21 protein-coding genes, 6 tRNA genes and 1 pseudogene are annotated in these 20,526 nt (G+C 39.6%); all 28 read right to left on the reverse strand.

The window, feature by feature from the left end:
• Positions 1 to 155: 155 nt before the first annotated feature.
• A pseudogene (gene pgi, locus GEZ89_RS08510) lies at positions 156 to 632 on the reverse strand (glucose-6-phosphate isomerase); the annotation flags it as partial.
• Positions 633 to 828: 196 nt separating this feature from the next.
• The gene (locus GEZ89_RS08515; RefSeq protein WP_049478985.1) at positions 829 to 1,200 is read right to left on the reverse strand and encodes a PTS glucitol/sorbitol transporter subunit IIA; all 372 of its coding nucleotides are present in this window, start codon (positions 1,198 to 1,200) and stop codon (positions 829 to 831) included.
• A 97-nt stretch (positions 1,201 to 1,297) separates the two neighbouring features.
• Positions 1,298 to 2,278 carry a PTS glucitol/sorbitol transporter subunit IIB gene (locus GEZ89_RS08520; RefSeq protein WP_000120696.1) on the reverse strand — a complete coding sequence of 327 codons (981 nt, stop codon included), beginning with the start codon at positions 2,276 to 2,278 and terminating at the stop codon, positions 1,298 to 1,300.
• A 16-nt stretch (positions 2,279 to 2,294) separates the two neighbouring features.
• Positions 2,295 to 2,837, reverse strand: a complete 543-nt coding sequence (locus GEZ89_RS08525; RefSeq protein ID WP_023024625.1) for a PTS glucitol/sorbitol transporter subunit IIC — start codon at positions 2,835 to 2,837, stop codon at positions 2,295 to 2,297.
• The gene (locus GEZ89_RS08530) at positions 2,834 to 3,331 is read right to left on the reverse strand and encodes a transcriptional regulator GutM (protein ID WP_153225703.1); all 498 of its coding nucleotides are present in this window, start codon (positions 3,329 to 3,331) and stop codon (positions 2,834 to 2,836) included. Before GEZ89_RS08530 ends, GEZ89_RS08525 begins: the two co-directional genes overlap by 4 nt.
• Positions 3,331 to 5,157 carry a BglG family transcription antiterminator gene (locus tag GEZ89_RS08535; protein WP_153225713.1) on the reverse strand — a complete coding sequence of 609 codons (1,827 nt, stop codon included), beginning with the start codon at positions 5,155 to 5,157 and terminating at the stop codon, positions 3,331 to 3,333. Before GEZ89_RS08535 ends, GEZ89_RS08530 begins: the two co-directional genes overlap by 1 nt.
• A 62-nt stretch (positions 5,158 to 5,219) precedes the next feature.
• The gene (locus tag GEZ89_RS08540; protein ID WP_038804195.1) at positions 5,220 to 6,020 is read right to left on the reverse strand and encodes an SDR family oxidoreductase; all 801 of its coding nucleotides are present in this window, start codon (positions 6,018 to 6,020) and stop codon (positions 5,220 to 5,222) included.
• 183 nt (positions 6,021 to 6,203) lie between these two features.
• Positions 6,204 to 7,553: a glucose-6-phosphate isomerase gene (locus GEZ89_RS08545; RefSeq protein ID WP_153225704.1), complete on the reverse strand. Its 1,350-nt coding sequence runs from the start codon at positions 7,551 to 7,553 to the stop codon at positions 6,204 to 6,206.
• A 171-nt stretch (positions 7,554 to 7,724) separates the two neighbouring features.
• Positions 7,725 to 8,414 carry a gamma-glutamyl-gamma-aminobutyrate hydrolase family protein gene (locus GEZ89_RS08550; protein ID WP_153225705.1) on the reverse strand — a complete coding sequence of 230 codons (690 nt, stop codon included), beginning with the start codon at positions 8,412 to 8,414 and terminating at the stop codon, positions 7,725 to 7,727.
• A 288-nt stretch (positions 8,415 to 8,702) separates the two neighbouring features.
• Positions 8,703 to 10,469 (reverse strand): ABC transporter ATP-binding protein, encoded by a 1,767-nt coding sequence (locus tag GEZ89_RS08555; RefSeq protein WP_153225706.1) that lies wholly within the window; start codon positions 10,467 to 10,469, stop codon positions 8,703 to 8,705.
• A gap of 1 nt (position 10,470) precedes the next feature.
• Positions 10,471 to 12,177, reverse strand: coding sequence for an ABC transporter ATP-binding protein (locus GEZ89_RS08560; RefSeq protein WP_153225707.1), 1,707 nt, complete (start codon positions 12,175 to 12,177; stop codon positions 10,471 to 10,473).
• A 191-nt stretch (positions 12,178 to 12,368) separates the two neighbouring features.
• Complete coding sequence (locus GEZ89_RS08565; protein WP_153225708.1) at positions 12,369 to 13,070, reverse strand: histidine phosphatase family protein; 702 nt, start codon at positions 13,068 to 13,070, stop codon at positions 12,369 to 12,371.
• Positions 13,071 to 13,179: 109 nt separating this feature from the next.
• Complete coding sequence (comGG, locus tag GEZ89_RS08570) at positions 13,180 to 13,596, reverse strand: competence type IV pilus minor pilin ComGG (protein ID WP_322741504.1); 417 nt, start codon at positions 13,594 to 13,596, stop codon at positions 13,180 to 13,182.
• A complete protein-coding gene (comGF, locus tag GEZ89_RS08575) occupies positions 13,574 to 14,035 on the reverse strand; it encodes a competence type IV pilus minor pilin ComGF (RefSeq protein ID WP_153225709.1) in 462 nt (153 codons plus the stop codon). Before comGF ends, comGG begins: the two co-directional genes overlap by 23 nt.
• On the reverse strand, positions 13,998 to 14,300 hold the full coding sequence (comGE, locus tag GEZ89_RS08580) for a competence type IV pilus minor pilin ComGE (RefSeq protein WP_075230216.1): 303 nt from the start codon (positions 14,298 to 14,300) through the stop codon (positions 13,998 to 14,000). Before comGE ends, comGF begins: the two co-directional genes overlap by 38 nt.
• Positions 14,263 to 14,697, reverse strand: a complete 435-nt coding sequence (gene comGD, locus GEZ89_RS08585) for a competence type IV pilus minor pilin ComGD (protein ID WP_075230215.1) — start codon at positions 14,695 to 14,697, stop codon at positions 14,263 to 14,265. Before comGD ends, comGE begins: the two co-directional genes overlap by 38 nt.
• On the reverse strand, positions 14,660 to 14,983 hold the full coding sequence (gene comGC, locus GEZ89_RS08590) for a competence type IV pilus major pilin ComGC (protein ID WP_075230214.1): 324 nt from the start codon (positions 14,981 to 14,983) through the stop codon (positions 14,660 to 14,662). Before comGC ends, comGD begins: the two co-directional genes overlap by 38 nt.
• A complete protein-coding gene (gene comGB, locus GEZ89_RS08595; protein WP_153225710.1) occupies positions 14,984 to 16,027 on the reverse strand; it encodes a competence type IV pilus assembly protein ComGB in 1,044 nt (347 codons plus the stop codon).
• Positions 15,948 to 16,889, reverse strand: coding sequence for a competence type IV pilus ATPase ComGA (gene comGA / locus GEZ89_RS08600; protein ID WP_153225711.1), 942 nt, complete (start codon positions 16,887 to 16,889; stop codon positions 15,948 to 15,950). Before comGA ends, comGB begins: the two co-directional genes overlap by 80 nt.
• Positions 16,890 to 16,947: 58 nt before the next feature.
• Positions 16,948 to 17,325 (reverse strand): DUF1033 family protein, encoded by a 378-nt coding sequence (locus GEZ89_RS08605; protein WP_007555701.1) that lies wholly within the window; start codon positions 17,323 to 17,325, stop codon positions 16,948 to 16,950.
• Between the two features lie 137 nt (positions 17,326 to 17,462).
• A complete protein-coding gene (locus tag GEZ89_RS08610; protein WP_000649456.1) occupies positions 17,463 to 18,521 on the reverse strand; it encodes a zinc-dependent alcohol dehydrogenase family protein in 1,059 nt (352 codons plus the stop codon).
• A 139-nt stretch (positions 18,522 to 18,660) separates the two neighbouring features.
• Positions 18,661 to 19,812: an N-acetylglucosamine-6-phosphate deacetylase gene (nagA, locus tag GEZ89_RS08615; protein ID WP_153225712.1), complete on the reverse strand. Its 1,152-nt coding sequence runs from the start codon at positions 19,810 to 19,812 to the stop codon at positions 18,661 to 18,663.
• A 155-nt stretch (positions 19,813 to 19,967) separates the two neighbouring features.
• Positions 19,968 to 20,051: transfer RNA gene (locus tag GEZ89_RS08620), tRNA-Leu, on the reverse strand.
• A 9-nt stretch (positions 20,052 to 20,060) separates the two neighbouring features.
• Positions 20,061 to 20,132 (reverse strand) — tRNA-Gln (locus GEZ89_RS08625).
• A 12-nt stretch (positions 20,133 to 20,144) separates the two neighbouring features.
• Positions 20,145 to 20,217 (reverse strand) — tRNA-His (locus GEZ89_RS08630).
• A 14-nt stretch (positions 20,218 to 20,231) separates the two neighbouring features.
• Positions 20,232 to 20,302: transfer RNA gene (locus GEZ89_RS08635), tRNA-Trp, on the reverse strand.
• Positions 20,303 to 20,307: 5 nt separating this feature from the next.
• Positions 20,308 to 20,388: transfer RNA gene (locus GEZ89_RS08640), tRNA-Tyr, on the reverse strand.
• Between the two features lie 12 nt (positions 20,389 to 20,400).
• A tRNA-Phe gene (locus tag GEZ89_RS08645) sits at positions 20,401 to 20,473 on the reverse strand.
• Between the last annotated feature and the right edge of the window lie 53 nt (positions 20,474 to 20,526).

The following is a 20,526-nucleotide window of genomic DNA, read 5'->3' on the forward strand; positions in this document are numbered from 1 at the left end:
GATAGAGAATATCCCTTTTTATTTTGTTCTAAATTCGATTTTTGAATGGAATATCAGATGATGAGACAAAATATTTTTGAAAACAGAAAAAGACAAACACCAAAAATGACGTTTGTCTTCGTTCTGAGAGTGGAAAACCACTCTTTTTTATTCTATTATAGACGAGCGTTGAGTTCTTTGCTCAATTCTTCAAATCCTGGTTTACCAAGAAGGGCAAACATGTTACGTTTGTAGGCTTCAACACCTGGTTGGTCAAATGGGTTGATGGCATTCAAGTAACCTGAAAGGGCAATTGCCAATTCGAAGAAGTAGATCGTGTAACCAAGAGTGAAGGCATCTTGCTCAGGAAGAGTCACGTACATGTTTGGCACGTCACCATCTGTGTGGGCAAGAAGAACACCATCAGTAGCTTTTTTGTTTACAAAGTCAACGTCTTTTCCTTGAAGGTAACCAAGTCCATCAAGATCTTCTTCCAAAGTAGGGATGATCACGTTCTTACGAGGTTTGTCAACGCGGACAACTGTTTCAAACATGATACGAGTTCCTTCTTGGATAAATTGACCCAATGAGTGCAAGTCTGTTGAGAAGTTAGCTGAAGTTGGGTAGATACCTTTTTGGTCTTTCCCTTCTGTTCAAGCACCCCTTGTGGATGCATCTGCTGGAAATTCCCTTACACTGACTGGCTAGTTTGATTGACTTGCCAATCAACCACTGCGTCATCTATTTTTTCTAATTTAGACCGAGAAGCCTGGACTTTTTGTCCAGGCTCTGAATCAATTTTTTAGACTTTTATTTTTCTAAGTTGCTTGATTTGAAATTTTATTATGGTCAAGCAGTTTCAAAAATCTGAATAGTAGAACCTTTCTCAATTACTACCGCTTGCTCTGCTACAACATGGAGTGTACCAGGAAGGCTCCCCTCTTTTGAACCATCAAAAGAAATCGTGATATGTCCCAGTCCAGTTAAATTTTTTTCTACTACATTTCCTACGGAACTAATCGAATATTCCTGATTATCTACCACCAGCTTGCCACCTTCTAGTATTGAACCTAGCAGATTTTTGTTATCAATCTTAAAACAATACTCTGATAAATCTTCTGGTGCTTCTTCTCCAAATAAAATGAGCATATTGGCATCTTGAATCATATTCTGAGCTTCAGACCCTACTTGAATTACTTTAGTTTCAAAAATTTTCTTCATCTGATTTCTATTCATACTTTCTCTAATTTGTCATAAACTTAGGCTTATAGATAAGTTTAACATAATAGTTCTCTGTTTTCAGGCATCTATCAAAGGTCTACTGATAAAGACCAATACTAGCTATCCAAGCAACTAGCACTCGCGGAACACCATTGAGAAAGCGTGAATAAAGTACCGAAGGGACACCAACCTCAACTGTTTCAGCCTTGGCTTCAGATAGGCCGAGTGCTACAGGAATGAAATCACAACCGTTTTGAGTGTTGATAGCAAATAAAGCTGGCAGAGCCATTTGGGGCGGAATAGTCCCTTTTCCGATTTCGACTCCAATTAAAGTTCCAATAATCTGACTAATAACAGCTCCGGGACCTAACAAAGGAGATAGGAATGGTAAGGAACAGATAAAGCCAATTAAAACGAGTCCCCAGATGTTCCCCGCTAGGGGAACCATTAATTTTGCCAGCCAATTTCCAACACCAGATCCTTGAATAACCCCAATCAGCAAGGAAACAAAGGCCATGAAAGGAATGATCGTGTTGAGCATTGTTTGGATGGCTTCACGAGCAGCCTGGTTGAAAGTCGCAACGACCTTCCCAGCGCCCATCCCAATTCTTGCTACAATACTTGTTTCAGCTTTTTGCTCTGTAATTTTTTTACTAGTATCGTAAGTTGGCTTTTCTGTTACCACAGTTGTCGCTTTTTCGTCTTCATTAGCAGCAGAAATTTGATTAAGGCCAACTGCTGACACATAGATTTCCTCGGTTATATATTGAGCTAGAGGCCCACTTTTCCCTGTAGCTACAATATTTATTGTAGGGATCCCCTTTTTAGGATAAATACCACAGCGAAGAGTACCGCCACAATCCACGATTGCTAAAGCAATTTCCTCATCTGGGATAGAAGTTTTAAACCCATTAACAGCTTCCATACCGGTCAAATCAGCAATTTTATCTACAATATCTGGCTTTTCTCCTCCGCCAGTGATATAGATGAATTTATGCTTAGCTTCACTAGGTGTAATGACCAAAGGTCCTCCGAAACCGCCATTTCCTTTAACAACTTTTATACTCTTATATGACATAATTTCACTCTTTCTATCAATCAAATGTTTTACTCAAGGTAACACCTTGCTGTTTTGCTACATAAGCAGTTGTAAAATCGGTCACCCAACCGCCTACAAAGTTCATGACAAGCCCAACAAGCATGTAACGAATGGCTAAGTCCATTTGACTTAAACCTAAAGTTTGAATTCCTGTTGCAATTCCCATCCATACAAACAATTCCCCAGGATTGATATGCGGAAATACACCATTTGAAGTGTGGCAGAACTGCATCTGAGCTGCTACAAAACTAGGTTTATAATATTCTGGTAAGAAACGTCCCATACTGATTGCCATCGGATTCCCCAGCATAAAGGCTGAAATGAAAGGTAAAATCATATACCGGCTAACAGGATTTTTGGCAGAAATCTTAGCCAGGGAATTGACCTTCTCTTCTCCCAAGAAAGCGATAAGGGTATTCATTGCAATCAATAGCATTAAGACAAGCGGTACAATATTTGTCATCCAGCTAATAAAGGTTTCTCCACCTAATTGGAAGAGTTTCATAAAACTCTCTGCAAAATTTGTAATGTGATTCATAAGGAACTCCCTTTCTTATTTTTTTTAAATAACTGTTTAATAGATAATTGTAAGTAATTCGCATAAAAGCCGAATCCCAGAAAAGAATCAGATGAACTTGTCTCTTTCTCAATACCTGCCTCATGCCAAAGATAGACTTTTCTAGCATCTTCTATGGCTGATTGCATCAACTTATTTTCTTTTCTCACAAGAGGATTATACTTGTCAAAATAATGGATGTCTTCTCCAACATAATCGTCCATATTTTGAAAACGTGCTAAGATTGTGACTCCTTGCATTTTGCTAGCTTTAAGAACCCGACCGTTTTCATCAACCGCGAACATGACAATCGTACCGGATTTGATTCTTCCGGACTTCCTGCCAATCGCTACGCGCCCCAGTCTTCGGAGCATCGTATAGGTCTTATTGAAGTCTTTGAGTTGCTGCCAGCCGAGGAACATTTGAAATATATAAGCTGCCATGATAAATACAGCGAAAATTATTAGCGAATTCATTAAAATACTCCTTTGCTCTTAGAAAATGATAGAAACTCTGTCTCTGTTTCTACAGCCCTCAATGCTTCTTTTAGAGAAGGCTCTCCTGCAATTCGAAAAATGTCGTCATACAATTCCAGCAATTCACTCTCCATTTTGCTTTCAATTTCTGAGGGAATGGCGACTAGAAAGATAAATTCAATCCAATCATCTCCTTTTTGATAGGGCTCTTCTAGCTTTCCAAACATTAAAATAGTCTTTGCATAACCCTGGTTAATTGTATGGGGGAAGGCAATTCCTCCACCAAAAATGGTTGATTGTTTTTTATCCCTATCAATTATCCGATTTCTAAAACCTTCATCAATCATCTGAAGTTTCTCTAACTCTGCAACCATATTTAGCAAGTATTGCTGATAGGTTTTTTGGGGACTCAACCGAAGAAAACGTAAGCTGACTGTTTCTAGATTTTTTTGATGAAAAGCATTGGCCCTCTGCCATTCTTCCTGCAGCCATTGATCATCAAAAAGATGATTAACTTGAATGACTGGAGATTTAGAATCTTTATATTTTAGAGGAACTGTCGTAAAAATCGCGAAATAGTCCTGATTCAAATCCAGATTAAAATCCTCTTCAGAATACTGAGTAATGTCTACATCATTTCCAAGGATTCGTCTGAGTTGCTGAATAATCATCGCAGCAGTTCCTCTTCCTGTTGTGCAAACTACAGCTATCTGCTTGCGAGAACCATTTACAACAGAGTTTTGCTTTCTTAAAATCATTTCAAAATACAAAGCCAGATATCCGATTTCAGATAATTCCAATTCAGAACCAAAAATTGCAGATAGTTCTTCTCCAGCAATTTTCGCCATTTCAAAAGCAAAAGGATATTGAGTTTGAACCTCGCCATGGAATATATCATTAGCTTGCACATGGAAAATCAGTCGATTGATTAAGGGGCCTAGATGAGACTTGATTTCTTCAAATAATTCTTCATCATCAAAGTTAACCAACATTGTTTCTTTGACTTTCTTGACAATCCCTTGAAAAATGTTTGCAAGCTGTTCAGATTGATAAGACGGCTTGCTTAAAGTGTCAATAAAACGGATATTAAACGGAAAACATAAAAAGTCTATCTCAAACTGACTGAGGGAAATCTTATAAGTCATCTCAATATGATAGATTAATTTTTCAACCAAAGGTGTCTCTGTTAAATCATTCCTATAGTAAGGAATAGGGCAACTCAACACCCTAAATGCATGAATACGCTCCACCATAATTGAAATGGTCTTTCGAAGGAGTTCCTTTGTTTCTTTCGGGATTTTATACTCCTGGAGTAGCGTCTCCAGAAAAGAAGATGTTGCCTCGGTGAGTGTCCTTCCTTCAAAGTAAGGGGCCACTTGGTGAATATAGAGCAAGCGCAAATTCAGCTCGTCCCCCAAGACCTCCAGCCCACGGTTGGGCTTTCCTGAAATAGTGATAGAGTAACTCTCTGCCAAAGATTTTACTTGTTTTAAATCCTTATTAAGGGTACTTCTACTAACACCTGCTTCCTCAGCCAAGTCGTCAATAAGAAGAGGGGAGTTTGACTTAATTAAACGTTTTAGTAAATAGGCAATTCTTTTACTGGAAGAATTGAAGTCACTCTCCTGTTTTAAACTACCAGATAAAATCCTTTCCAACTCTGTATAGTCATACACTTCTAACATTAACTTATCATCTTGTGAGATAATCTGGATATTAGGAGCCAAAACATCATTTAATTGTTGGATACTCTTTTGCAAGGTTTGCATACTAATATCCAGCTCTGAGCGCATATCTACCAAGGAATAAGTTGGCTGTGAGACCATTTTTTCTAAAATGTTATACCATCGATTTACTAAGGTCAATTCTCTTCCTCACCTTCATTTTTTTAACCGCGAGTTTTCCCTCCAGCAATATTTGTAGTGACTCCAGTTATATAGCTAGAACGGTCTGAAATATAGAATGCTACAAGATCAGCTACTTCCCGTAGTTTACCACTTCGTCCCAAAGGAGTTGTTGAAGTTGAAGCATAACCAGCTCGAATATCTTCTACCGTCTTTCCACGGGTATAAGCAAGAGCTTCCTCATAAGAAAGAGTTCGAAGTCCCGTAGCTTCCATAATTCCTGGAGCAATTCCAACCACACGTACACCATGCTTACCCAGCTCTTTCGCCCATGAACGAGTGTAACTATAGACTGCTGCTTTTGTTGCAGCATAGGCACTTTGTCCTTCAGAACCTTCCAAGCCTGCTTCTGAAGCCATGTTCACAATTACACCTTTTCCATTTTTCACTAAAATACGTCCTACTGCCTGACTAACCAAATACAAACCTTTTTGATTAATCATTGTTACTTTTTCAAACGTTTCATCGTCTAACTCGTAAGGACCTTTAGGATTTTCTGCATCAATTAATAATCTGGGAACATTAATCCCTGCATTATTGACTACCGCATCAATATTGCCAAATCTTTCAACTATTTTGGCAACACCCTCTTCTACTTCAGAGCGAGAAGTTACATCAACTTTTACAAATAATAGATTCGGGTGACGCAAATCGTTGTCGCTAAGATCAAAATTCGCTACATTGACTCCTAATTCCAGCAATTCTTCAACGATTGCCTTACCGATCCCAGATGACGCGCCAGTCACAAGAACTGTTTTGCCTTTTATGTTTAACCAATCATTCATTTTGATACCTCTCAAATTTTATTTACAAGGCAATTATACAGCGCTTTCATAAAAGAATTAAGACACTCTTTTTTACACTTTTAAAAAAAATAATAAACTAATTAAGAGGCTTGTACTAAAAATCCACAAGAAATGAACTTGTGGATCTTTTTATATTCTAAATGAACTCAAAGCATATGAGAATCAAAGGCGTGCATTCAACTCAGCACCCAGCTCTTCAAAGCCTGGTTTCCCAAGAAGAGCAAACATGTTTTTCTTATAAGCTTCAACTCCAGGCTGGTCAAATGGATTGATACCATTCAGGTAGCCAGAAAGAGCAATAGCCAACTCAAAGAAGTAAATAGTGTAGCCCAAAGTGAACTCATCTTGCTCAGGCAGTGTCACAAACATATTTGGAACTCCACCATCAGTGTGTGCTAACAGCACTCCATCTGTAGCTTTTTTATTGACAAAGTCAACATCTTTTCCTTGCAAGTAGCCAAGACCGTCCAAGTCTTCTGCCAATTCAGGAATCAGCACATTTTTGCGAGGTTTATCTACACGGATAACTGTTTCAAAGAGGATACGGGTACCTTCCTGGATAAATTGTCCCAGAGAGTGCAAGTCTGTTGAGAAGTTAGCTGAAGTTGGATAAATCCCTTTTTGGTCTTTCCCTTCTGACTCACCAGCCAGTTGCTTCCACCACTCAGAGAAGTATTGCAGAGATGGTTCATAGTTAGCTAGAACTTCTGTCAGATAACCTTTACGGTACAAGATATTGCGTACAACTGCATATTGATATGCTTCATTTTCAGCCAACTTATCAGAAGCATAAGCCTTGCGAGCAGCATTTGCTCCTTCCATTAACTTGCTGATATCAGCTCCTGCAGCTGCGATTGGCAAGAGCCCCACTGCTGTCAATACTGTAAAACGACCACCTACACTATCAGGCACTACAAAAGTATCCCAGCCATTAGCATCTGCTTCAACCTTAACTGCACCTTTAGCGCGGTCTGTAGTTGCGTAGATACGTTGGTTAGCTTCTTCTTGACCGTACTTCTTAACCAAGAGTTCTTTGAAGACACGGAAAGCAATAGCCGGTTCAGTTGTTGTACCTGATTTAGAAATCACGTTTACTGAGAAATCTTTGTCTGATACATAGTCTACCAAATCAGCCAAATAGCTTGAAGAGATAGAGTTTCCAGCATAGAGGATCTGAGGTGCCTTGCGTTCTTCCTTTCTTTGCAAGTTTACAAATGAATTATTCAAGAAATCAATAGCTGCACGAGCTCCTAAATAGGAACCACCAATACCGATTACGATCAATACCTCACTATCAGATTGGATTTTAGCAGCAGCCTTTTGAATACGAGCAAATTCATCTTTGTCATATTCTTCAGGTAAGTTCAACCAGCCAGTCATTTCTGCCCCAGGACCTGTACCATTTCGCAGAGCAGAATCTGCTACAGTCACTTGAGGCTGCATATAATCTAGTTCATGTGGTGCAACAAATTTATCTAATACTTTTGAATAATCAAATTTAATATGTGACATAATATTCCTCCAAAATTTCTTCTCTTCTATCATAACCCTTACCTTAGATTTTTTCAAGTTTTTATACTGAATTTTTCCAAATTTTATCATAATTTAAACATTTGCGTAAAAAATGTTACAATATTAAAATTTGAACGAAATAAGACAAAAAAACGACTAGGTTTCCAGTCGTTATAATTCATTCAATAAATACTCAAATAATTCTAAGTTGCCATCTTCTTCATTGACCAAGAATTCTGGATGCCACTGGAGACCAATAATACGGTGCTCATCAATAGATTCGATTGCTTCAACAGTTTGATCACGTGGATCCACAGCCGTCACGCGGAAATTGGGTGCCAAGTCTTTAATACTCTGACGATGTACTGAGTTAACCTGACTTTCTTTACCAAATAATTTAGACACTACACTGCCATCCACTGTCTCAATAGAATGTGAAGTCCCAAAAGGTAGACCTTGCCAATGACCTTCAATATCCTGATTGAGTGTCCCACCAAAAGCAACGTTGACAAGCTGAACGCCACGGCAAATGGCTAAGATTGGTTTGTTCTGACGCAAGGCTTCTTGTAGAAGAGCTAGCTCAAACTCGTCGCGAGCTAGGTTATAGTCGTCGCTATCAATTGTTTTTTCCTCACCATAAAACTGAGGATGAACATTTTGTCCCCCAGTCAAGATGAGCTTATCAATCATTTCTACATAGTCATGGACAAGTGTCTCATCACCAACCGGAATGACCAAAGGAAGTCCGCCAACCTGACGAATACTTTCAGCAAATTTACAGGATACAGATGAGTGGATGTTTTTTCCTTCTGCGTCTACAGGACATAGATTTGCCGCTACTCCAACAACTGTTCTTGCCATCACTGATTTCCTTTCCTTTTCTATTGATAATCTTATCTTATCATCCTTGCCCACTCCTGTCTAATATGTATTTTTTAAGTCCGTGATAAAATTTTTTTATCAGAAAAAGTTGCCCAAAATTAGGACAACTTTTTTGCTTATACTCAATGAAAATCAAAGAGCAAACTAGGAAGCTAGTCGCAGGTTGCTCAAAACACAGTTTTGAGGTTGTGGATAGAACTGACGAAGTCAGTAACACATATACGGCAAGGGGACGCTGACGTGGTTTGAAGAGATTTTCGAAGAGTATTATTCAAAGACAAATTGATTGTGATAAAGTTCGGAGTAAAAGCCTCCAAGTTTCAGTAATTCGTGATGATTTCCTTGTTCGATAACCTCACCATCCTTAAGGACAATAATCTGATCGGCATTGAGAATGGTTTTTAAGCGGTGAGCAATTACAAAACTCGTTCTTCCAGCTACAATTGCCTCCATGGCATTTTGAATCTTACTTTCTGTTACAGTATCAACGTTTGATGTTGCCTCATCCAAGATTAAGACCTGTGGATCTGTCATCAAGGTACGAGCAATAGAAATCAACTGCTTCTGACCGGTCGAGAAGACACTTTGGTCATCATCAATCAATGTATCATACTTGTCTGGTAGACTTTCGATATATTCATGGATATGCGTGGCCTTGGCTGCTGCTTCGACCATTTCCTGACTGGCATCTGGCACACCAAATCGAATATTGTCCCGAATAGTTCCACTAAACAAAACAGAATCCTGTAGAACAATTCCCACCTTGCTTCGCAAACTATCCAAGTCAAATTCTCGGATATCTCTACCATCAAAGCTGATACTGCCTGCATCCACATCATAAAAACGATTGATCAAGTTCATGATGGTTGTTTTCCCTGAACCTGTCGGACCAACCACCGCAATCATTTTCCCTTTTGGAGCTGAAATGCTAACATCTTTCAAAATGGGTTTTCCTGGAAGGTAGGAGAAGTCTACGTTACGAATCTCCACACCTTCTTTTAATTCGCTAAAGACTGGAGCATCTTGAGGACGAATTTCTTCCTCTGCATCAAACATTTCTTGGATACGGTCTGCACCTGTAAAGGCTAGTTGCAAACTTCCCCAGCTCGCCGCTAATTGGATAATGGGCTGGTAATACTGCTGAGAAAACTGGGTAAACATGACAATCAAACCCAGAGCAGTTGCTGTCTCGATGTTCTGATCATTCAGTAAGACAGCTGAACCAACAAAAATAACTACTGCTGTATTGACCAAGCTCATCCCGTTCATGACAGGGAATAGGATTCCTGAAAACATTCTTCCCTTGAAAGTGGCTTTTCGAACCCGTTCATTCTGCTCAACAAAACCAGCAATCACATCTTCTTGAATGCCTTGAACAATAACGGCTTTTTGTCCAGAGATACTCTCATCCATATAAGCATTGAGCTTGCCAACCTCTTTTTGTTGGAGATTAGTATATTTCCGCGCCAGCTTTAAGATAAAGAAGACCATGATAACAGCTATCGGAGTGCTGGCAATTGTGATTAAAGCCAAGGTGACATTTTTTGCGAACATGACAATCAGCAAGCCAATGTAAAGGGCAATATTGGTCATGACAGACACAAGACTTTCATTAAAAGCTTGGAGAATATTATCCAAATCACTGGTAAAACGAGACAGAATATCCCCATCTTGATGGCGGTCAAAGAAAGAAACAGTCAAGCGAGAAAGCTTGCCAAACAGTCCCTTACGCATCTCATTTGTAGATTCGGCAATAATGCGGCTCATCAAGACCATATAGATGAGACTAGAAACTACTAAAACAATCAAAATATAGGCAAGATTGATTAGGAGTCCCAAGAGACTTTGCCAAACCATATCTGGATTTCCATTTTGATAGGCTATAACCAAATTAGCTAGTTCCGTTACTGTTTGACCTGCAAACACTGGAAAGAGGGCTTGTGCTACCGTTGCAATGATAATCATAGCAATGACAACGATAAAGGATATCTTGTAAACTTTAAAATAGTTCCAAAAAAATTCAAATGTCTTCATCCTACTCCTCCTTTCCTTTTTGCGTTTCATAAATTTCACGATAAACTGGGTTTGTTGCAACCAAGTCAGCATGTTTACCTTGACCAATCAAGCGCCCTTGGTCAAGCACTAAAATTTTATCAGCATGCACAACAGAGCTAATCTTTTGTGCGATGATAATCGTAGTCGTCCCCTTCAAATCTTTGTTGAGAGCTTCTTGGACCAAACGCTCTGACTTGGCATCAAGGGCAGAAGTTGAATCATCGAAAATCAAGATACGAGGATTGCTGACAATCCCACGCGCAATGGACATTCTTTGTTTTTGTCCACCAGAAAAGTTAGTTCCACGTTCCTCGACCGGACTTTCAAAAGCCAAGTCCATGCGACTGATAAATTCACTAGCTTGTGCAATACGAGCTGCGCGTTCCATTTCTGAAACTGTCGCATCTCCCTTTCCTTGTCTGAGATTATCTGCGATGGTTCCACTAAAGAGAATGGCTCTTTGTAGGACGATAGAGACAGTCTTGCGAAGCGTCCCTTCACTAACTGTACGAATGTCCTTTCCTCCAATCTTGATAGAACCTTGTTGAGGATCAAACAGTCGTGGAATCAACTGAGCCAAGGTTGATTTACCTGCACCAGTTGCTCCGACAACCCCAACCATCTCACCAGCTGCAATATCGAAAGATACATCTTTTAGGATAGGTTCTTCATCGTTTGGATAGGTGAAGGTTACATTTTCAAAACTGAGACTTCCTTCCAATTCTTCATCTTCCACATCCTTGAAGGTCATAGCCGGTTCTGTATCAAGGATTTCGCGAATACGACGGAGGGAAATCATGGCACGAGTGACTGAATTCCCCAAAAATCCAACCATAACGATAGTAAAGATAATCTGACTCAGATAGTTCACAAAGGAAGCAATGGAACCAACTACTGATGGATCTGACTCTGCCATACCTGCTACAAGCCAGATTGAGAGAAAAACAGCTCCGTAAGAAATCAACATCATTGCAGGTTGCATAACAGAAAAGGCATAACCGATATAAAGGTTTTCTCCCAACAATTCATCTGACACCTGCGTAAACTTATCAAACTGATCTTTTTCTCTGACAAAAGACTTAACCACGCGCACACCACGCAAATTTTCTTTAGCAATGGCATTGATACGCTCTAGTAAGGTCTGGAACTTTGAAAAGCGTGGTCCCACCACTCCCATCATAAAACCCATTATGACAACAATCAGAACGACCATGAGAACCAGCACCCACCATAGAGAAGGTAGGGTGACAACTGCTAGAATAAAGGAACCGATAAACAAAAGTGGTAGTCGAAAGAGAATTTGGAAGGTCATCATGACTACGTTTTGAATCTGGTTGATGTCATTGGTCATACGAACAACAAGATTCCCTGCGTTAAATTCCTCAATATTGGCGTATGAAAAAGTTTGAATCTTACGAAAGGCATCTTCCCGTAAGTCTGACGAGACTCCTTGAGCAATGTAGGCGGCTAGCACAACATTGATGCCACCTGCAATCAAACCAATCAAGGCAACAAGAATTAACCAAAAACCAATATGATAAATAGCTTCATTATCACCTGTTAGCAGTGACTCTAAAACTTTCTGCAAATAACGTGGTTGCAAGAGTGAACTCGTTACCATTAGACCTGTCATAATTAAGGAAGCTAGAGCCTGCCATTTATAGGCTTTTATTTTCTGAAACAGCATATTTCCCCCTTATAAGATAGACAAAAGGGAACGACAGCTCTGTCAGTCCCTTCTTATGCTTTCATGTTGATGCTATTCTAACAAAAAAGAATGCTATTGTCAAAGCACTCAGCTCTCGCAAGCTTGTGCAATGACGACATCAGCATTCTATTAAATCATTTAAAAAAATCTTCTGCCTTTGTAGAGAATGTTTATTGCTCTGAACTAGCTTGCTCTTCTAACTTAGCTCGACCAATTTCACGGTAGCTACGGTTCCCAACAATCTCAACTGAGAACTGACCATCCTGGTACTCTAGAATCGTCACACTTCCATTATCAAGACCATGTGGATGCATTCCGTTGATTAGATAGACAATGGTTCCGATTGTCATTCCATGGCTAACTACCAGAGCGTTTCCACCTCCATTAGCTTCCATTTCCTTGGCAATGGCTTCAAAACCTTCCCAAATACGACCGCTTAGTTTTTCCCAGCCTTCAGCCCAGCCTGCTGTATCCACTTCTACCAGACCTTCAGCTAGTTCCGCATAGGACAAACGATGCACATGATCGACATTAAAGATTCGAGGGATGATACCCATAAAAAGATCTCCATCATAAGCACCATCAAAACTACCAAAGCACCATTCACGAATTCGCTTATCCATGCGATAAGGAATTTGCCCTGTCAAATCAAGTTCTTCAAGGATAATTCCCATTGTCTGAATGGTCCGCCCAGAATCGCTTGAATAAGCACGTTCAAAGGTTAAACCTGACTCCCGCAAACCAATCCCCAATTCATGAATGCCTCGTTCTCCCTCAGCTGTTAGAGGAGTATCACTCCAACCTTGAGCACGACCGATTGTATTAAACATTGTTTTCCCATGACGTACTAGATACAATTTTACACCTGACATATTCCGTCCTCCATATGTATCTATTATAGCATGATTTCAGACAAAAACCTCGTCTTAACCCACTGAGTCCAACATCACCACTTAAACTAGATTTCACAAATCTGATAATCTATGTCTTATCATTCTTAGAAGGAGCAACTTTAGATGTTTCGGTGGCCTCATTTTTTACCGGTTCTTCTTTTGACTTGTTTTCTGTTTTCTCAGACTTTTGACCGGTCTTTTTTAAAGGAGAAAAGTGAAATTCAAACTTATTTTTTCCTGTGTCAACAATCGCTATAAATCCCTTTTGGTCATTACGATAAGTTGCCTTTCCTGCATTAAATGACTGCTGACCACTCTCAGAACTAGCTCTTTCATAGGTTCTCTTAGCAATTGCAAATGCAAGAAGTTTTTCTTTGTTCAGTGCATAATCCTGATGATGAGCTACTTGCCGATTCAGATAAAACTGTAACAAGAGACTAAAAATTCCAGCAATAGTGACAGCGTAAAGGAGAACTCCAGCTCTAACTTTTTTCTTTTTCCACACGATAGATAAACTCCCTCTCTAGTCCCTTTTCAAACTGAAAATTGAAATGAACATTTTGCCCTTTTTGGTAAATATGTGCTGATTTCAGACCGTAGACCATGGGTTGATAGCCACGTCCACTAGCATCTGTTTTCCGAAAATCATCTGACTTTGATTTTCCCATGGAAATGGGTTTGCCATCTTGTTTCAGATAAATACGATTGTTTTCCACTTTTTGATAATGGGATTGGTTAAGCTCTGTTTCCAGTTGATCCACAAATAAAAGCCACTCTTTTTGCTCACTTCTCTGCTGGTAGCGAACCTCTGAAACCAAGAGTCGGCTCATAGATTGAAAAAGAAGCAGGCTCCCACTAATAACGACTAGGGCTACGAGAGATTCTAAAAGTGTAAAAGCTCTAGCTTTACTTTTCCTCAATCGCCAGTAATTTTTCAGTTCCATGATACACCTCCAAACCTCGCTCATTCGAGACAACGTGAACCGTAAGACCATTGACAGTCAACTGCTTTTGTCCAGTCTGCAAAGCCATACGAGCCACACGCAAAACTTCTTCCTGTTCTATGAGTCTTGCTTCCTGTCGTCTACTTTCTTGAATCTGCCCTAGCAAGAGGGTTGCAATACTGGCAAAAATGGCTAGTGAAATCACTGCTTCCAGTAAAATAACCGCCTTAATTTTTTGCTTCTTGAATACGTTTAATCTTTCCATTTCCTATATTTAGTCGATAGCGAACTACTTCTTTCCTTGTTTGAAATCTGATGCTAACCAGATAGGAACTACCTCCAGCCTTATCAAATGTTATTGACTGATGTGACTGAAGCTGAATCCCTTTAGGAATGGCTAACTTTTGATAACCATTACTAATGCTCCTCTCTTCTAACATTAAATTCATCTTTTGTTGACTAGCCAGACTTCGTTTCTGGGTTTCTCGATAAAGTTCCTCAAACTCCATAAAGAAAATTTGCTCTTCCACCGCCGCAAAAGTGGATTGAACTGAACTTGACAAACCCAAAGCCAAAATGCTGACTATCCCTAAAACCAATAGACTTTCTAGCATGGTAAAAGCCCTAATCCGCAACTGTTTGACTTGTCTTTTGTTTATCATGATACTCTTTGTAAGCTTTTGCTTGCTCAGCAGTGATACGTCCATCTGCCTGTAATTTGCTTAGACTAGCATCTTCATTTTTATCCAGACTATAGAGTTCAGCTTGGCTTTCTACCACCTTGACGACAGCTGCTTTCCCCTTATCATTGACTGCATCCTTTTGCTTAGTAAGATTTGGCACAAACAGTAAGAGTAGGACGCTAATGATAAGCAATACCACCAACATTTCTACCAGTGTAAAAGCTTTTACCTTAGCTTCTTTTAATTTCATCATCATCTTTTTCATCTAAAAATTTACCTCCATATTTTGATACATGGGCAGCAACATGGCTGCGTACAATAAAACGATTAGCAGGGCTACAAAAATAAAAACCAGCGGTTGAACTAGATTCATGGTACGATTGACTCGGGTAAAAAATGCCTCCCAAGTTTTTTCCGCATATATTCCCAATTCGCTTCCCAGTTTGGATTTGACCTCTCCGTATTCAATGATTAAACCCAACTCTCTTCTAAAGAAAGGATAATTTTGCACAACTTTCGAAAATTCCTGCCCATTTTGCAAGGACAGGGATAAATCATGTCCGATTTCCCTAAAAAGAAGATTTCCTTGTTCCTGCATCATCTGAAAAATCTGCGACAATTCTAAACCCTGTCCAATCATATTTCCCCATTCTCGAGCATAATAGGCAGTTAGATAATACTGAACAAACACACCTAGAAAGGGGATTCTAGCTAGAAAAGAAAAGACTTGTATCTTCCTAGATTTTCTGTAAAAAATCAATCCTGTTAAAGATGCAAGACTTAACGCTAGAGCAAGCCCAAGAAAAATCTGTGGTAAGTTGCTAATCACTAAAGTAGCTATATTACTACTATCCAGTTGAGGCAAGAGATAATTTCGCAACCCCAACATAATGAGCAGTAAGAAAGCTAACAAAATGATTGGATAGGTCGCAACTTCGATTAACTTTTTCTTGACCTTAGCAAGATTATCTAGATACTCCTCAATTTTCCCTAAACTCAAATGAAGATTCCCATGAACTTCAGCCAAGGAAAGTTGCGTGACAATTGAACTTGAAAAACCTAAAATCCCCATCATTTCCGAGAAGGATTTTCCCTGTGAGAGTCCTAGTCGCATCTGCGATACATATTCCTTTTCCAACAAGAGACTTCTATCTAGAAAGGAAATGATTTCTACCAGATGAAAACCACTGGAAAATAAATTGTTAAAGAGAGTGATGATTTTCTTCTGCTTACTGGTAGCTAATTTTCTCCGTTTCAGCTTGGAGGGCAGTGATATGTCCGTCTTTAAGAAGCTGGTCAATTTGTCCATTCCACTTTTCTGCCTGGTGTTCTTGATAATTTCCATTTGCAAAATCAATAATTCCTCCTCCCGCGATTAGTCTCTGGTAACAAACACCTTGTAAAACAACTGCAAGTTCATCTTCACTAACACCAAGTTCTAAGAGGCGCTCATAAACCCCACGAACACTCTTGGCATGGATGGTCGAGAATACCGTGGTACCTGTCAGACTAGCTCGTACAACAGCACGAGCTGTTTCACTATCTCGAATTTCTCCAATGATTAAAAGATCTGGACGATGTCGTAGGGAAAGTTTGATCAAGTTCTCATAGCTAAGTCCGATAGCTTCATTGAGCTGTAATTGTAGCATTGCTTCTTGCTTAATCTCAACCGGATCTTCAATAGACATGACCTGTTGTCCCTTAAACAATGACTTGGCTAATTCATGCATCAAAGTAGTTTTACCACTTCCTACGGGGCCTGCAAAAAGATAAAGCCCGCGTTGCCTAAAGCCCTTTTCCAGTTCTATAAGGTCCTGAAACCAGAAGCGCAACTCTTGTTCTTGATCATGCAAAAGCCGGATTACTAGACTCTCATGACCACGATAATCTCCCACCGTCGATAAACGTAATGAAGAAACCTTGTCTCCATGCTGATAATCACAGGAACCAAGCTGACTACGGCGTTTTTCTCCAACGTTCATCCCCGCAATAAACTTAAAATGACTAATGACAGCCCCCAACTTTTCAAAGTCATAGGTGTTAATCAAATGTCTCTCATCTCCAACTCGCATATGTAGCTCATAAATCTTTTCTTTAGGAACAAAATAGATGTCCTGAGCTCCCTGTTTTTTGGCCAGTGTAATCAATTCTTGTGCAAGTGTTTGTACCATATCTTCCTCCTCATTCTTATTATTCGAAGAAAATATAAAAAAAGAAGAAACAACTTCATTAAAAAGTTGTTTCTTCTTTTTTTATGCGACAAGTACGGTGGATTTCTAAACCAGTCTGCTTTTCGTAACCAGGTCTAAATTTTTCATCAGGAATGACTTGACCATCTTCCAACAAAGCCAAGGAATGATATTGCTGAAGAAATTCATCGCATTCTTCACACCAGCGTTTATCTTCTGGATCCCAAAAAATAGTCATCAAATCTCCTCTACTTTTGTAAAGGGGAATCTCCTTTTCTAACTCAAACCAACAAGACTTATAATATTTCAAGGCGTCATAATAGTTATCAAATTTTTTGCTCGCAATGACGTCGTCTTCCCAGCCTTCTATAAACCACCACGGTTCAAAATCTCCGTACATTTTTATAACTCGATACATAGTTTAACTTCCTTTGTACCGTATATTATAGCGAAATTTTGAGAACAATGAAAGAATTTTGCTCATTTTCACGAATTATATAACATTTTCAAAAAATCCAGCTATTCTAAAACGAATAACTGGATTTAAAAACAAGATTAACCTTCTGAAATATCGTTTTCAATGATCACTTTAATCGCATGATGATCGGCGGCCTTACTAAATACTTCATAGGCCTTTTCTATTTCACTAAGTTTGAAATAATGAGTTACCAATTTTTCTGGTTCAATTTTATGACTTTCTAAGGCTTTCAAAAGCTGAGGAGTTGTATTGGTAGAAACCAATCCAGTAGTTACGTTAATGTTCCGAATCCAAAGAGTGTCCAAATCAAACTGAACTGGTTTACCATGCACACCACAGTTGGCTACTGTTCCGTCTACACCAATAATCTTTTGGCAGAGATCAAACGTTGCAGGAATACCAACAGCTTCTATAGCAACATCCACACCTCGACCATCTGTCAAATCATAAATTTCTTGAATTGCCTTTTCAGGATCTGAAGAATTAATCTTATGAGTAGCACCGAAAGAAACTGCAGTATCCAAGCGGTTATCGTCTAGGTCCACCATAATCAATTTAGCTGGTGAATAGAATTGTGCCGTCAAAAGAGCTGCCAATCCGACTGGCCCTGAACCAACGATAGCTACACTACAACCAGGCTCAACTTTCCCTTTTAAGACACCAATTTCATAGCCAGTTGGCAAGATATCAGATAACATAACCAAAGCTTCATCAGACAAGTCAGCTGGAGTATGATAAAGAGTATTGTCAGCATGGGGCACACGAAGATATTCTGCTTGCATACCGTCGATCAAATGCCCAAAAATCCAACCCCCTTCGTCTTCACAGTGAGCATAGATTCCTTTTTTACAATAGTAACACTTGCCACATGCACAAACGCAAGAAATCAAAACCTTATCACCCTTTTTGAAGTTTGAAACTCCTGCTCCGACTTCCTCTACAATACCAATTCCTTCATGTCCTAGGATAGTCCCACTCTTACAAGCAGGAACATCCCCTTTAATAATATGAAGGTCTGTACCACAAATAGTAGTCTTAACGATACGCACAATAGCATCTGTTGGCTTGCGAATAACTGGTTTGTCTACATCAACAAATGACGCAAGGCCTGGTTTAACGTAAGTATAAGCTTTCATAAGCAATCCTCCGCTTTTTTATTTGTATTGTTTATATCATAATTGTAAGCCTTTTCATTGAAAAAATCAAGTGGTTTGTGAAAGAAATAACAAATTTATTTTAAAAAAGAAGAAACTAAACAAGTTTCTTCTTTAGAAATTATGCTTGATAACGTTTTTCACCGTCTAGATAAGTTGCTACTAATTCCAAATCTTTATCTAGTACGATAAAGTCTGCATCGTAGCCTTCACGAATTTGTCCACAGACGTCATCGATATGAACTGATTTAGCTGGATTCAGACTAGCCATCATAACTGCTTCATGAGGATTTGCAATTCCCCACTCAACCACATTTTTGAGACCGTCCTTAAGTTTGAGAATGGAACCTGCCAAGTTACCTGTAGATTTAAGGCGAGCAGTCCCATTTGCAACTACAACTGGAAATTCACCTAACATATAATCACCATCTTGCAAACCACCTGCTGTCATACAGTCAGTGATAAGAGCAATATTTTCAGTCCCTTTTTGTTTAAGAAGAATTTCGCAAGCCTTAGGATCCACGTGATGACCATCACAAATCAATTCTGCATAAGTGTGTGGTAACTCATACATTGCACCAACCATTCCAAGTTCGCGGTGTGTTAAGCCACGCATTCCATTATAGGCATGAACCCAAACACTAGCCCCGGTATCAACAGCTTTTTTAGCTTCATCAAATGTAGCATTAGAGTGACCCAGAGCAACAGTTACACCTTCACCAGTAATAGTACGTACAAAGTCCTCAACCCCATCACGTTCAGGTGCAAGAGCAATTTTATTAAGAAGACCATTAGCAGCCTTCTGCCAAGCGCGGAACTCATCCATACGTGGATCTTTCATGTAAGCAGGGTTTTGAGCTCCTTTAAATTCCTCAGTAAAGTATGGCCCTTCAAAATAGATACCACGAATCTTAGCACCAGATGCTTCTTGATAGCGTGCACCAATGTTTTCAGTAACAGCTAGCAATTGTTCGTATGATGAAGTTAGTGTAGTTGGTAGGAAACTAGTAACACCTGTGCTAAGAAGACCTTCACTCATCGTATGAAGAGTCCCTTCAATATTATTATCCATGACATCCACACCACCAAAACCATGAATGTGAGTATCAACTAGACCCGGTGCAATGCTGTAACCAGAATAATCTAAAATTTCAGCATCCTCAGAAATCTCTTCAACATGCTTACCAAACTTACCATCAATAAGTTCCAAATAACCTCCACGACGAATACCATGTGGATAGAAAAATTGATCAGCTTTAATATACTTAGGCATAATGATAACCCCCTTAAGAAATAATCTACTATTTATTATGTCAATTACATTATAAACCTTTCAAAACAATTTGTAAATGGTATAGACCTATTTTTACTAAAATTTTTATAAATAAAGAAAAAAGACAAGGCTTATAAACCTTGTCTTTTCAACTATACCGGCGGCCGGGGTCGAACCGGCACGTCCTTGCGGACACTGGATTTTGAGTCCAGCGCGTCTGCCAATTCCGCCACGCCGGCAAAGTATAACTGGGGTAGCTGGATTCGAACCAACGCATGAGGGAGTCAAAGTCCCTTGCCTTACCGCTTGGCTATACCCCAATAATATAAATAGGCGAGTGAGGGGAATCGAACCCCCGAATGTCAGAGCCACAATCTGATGTGTTAACCACTTCACCACACCCGCCATAATTTAACTAACACGGGCAGTAGGAATTGAACCCACACTGAAGGTTTTGGAGACCTTAGTTCTACCTTTAAACTATGCCCGTAACTATGGAAGGGGAGGGATTCGAACCCCCGAACCCGAAGGAGCGGATTTACAGTCCGCCGCGTTTAGCCTCTTCGCTACCCTTCCAAAATATTTAAATGGCGCGAGACGGAATCGAACCGCCGACACATGGAGCTTCAATCCATTGCTCTACCAACTGAGCTACCGAGCCTTATTGCGGGAGCAGGATTTGAACCTACGACCTTCGGGTTATGAGCCCGACGA

This window comes from Streptococcus mitis, from assembly GCF_009496285.1.
GTDB classification, from domain to species: domain Bacteria; phylum Bacillota; class Bacilli; order Lactobacillales; family Streptococcaceae; genus Streptococcus; species Streptococcus mitis_BP.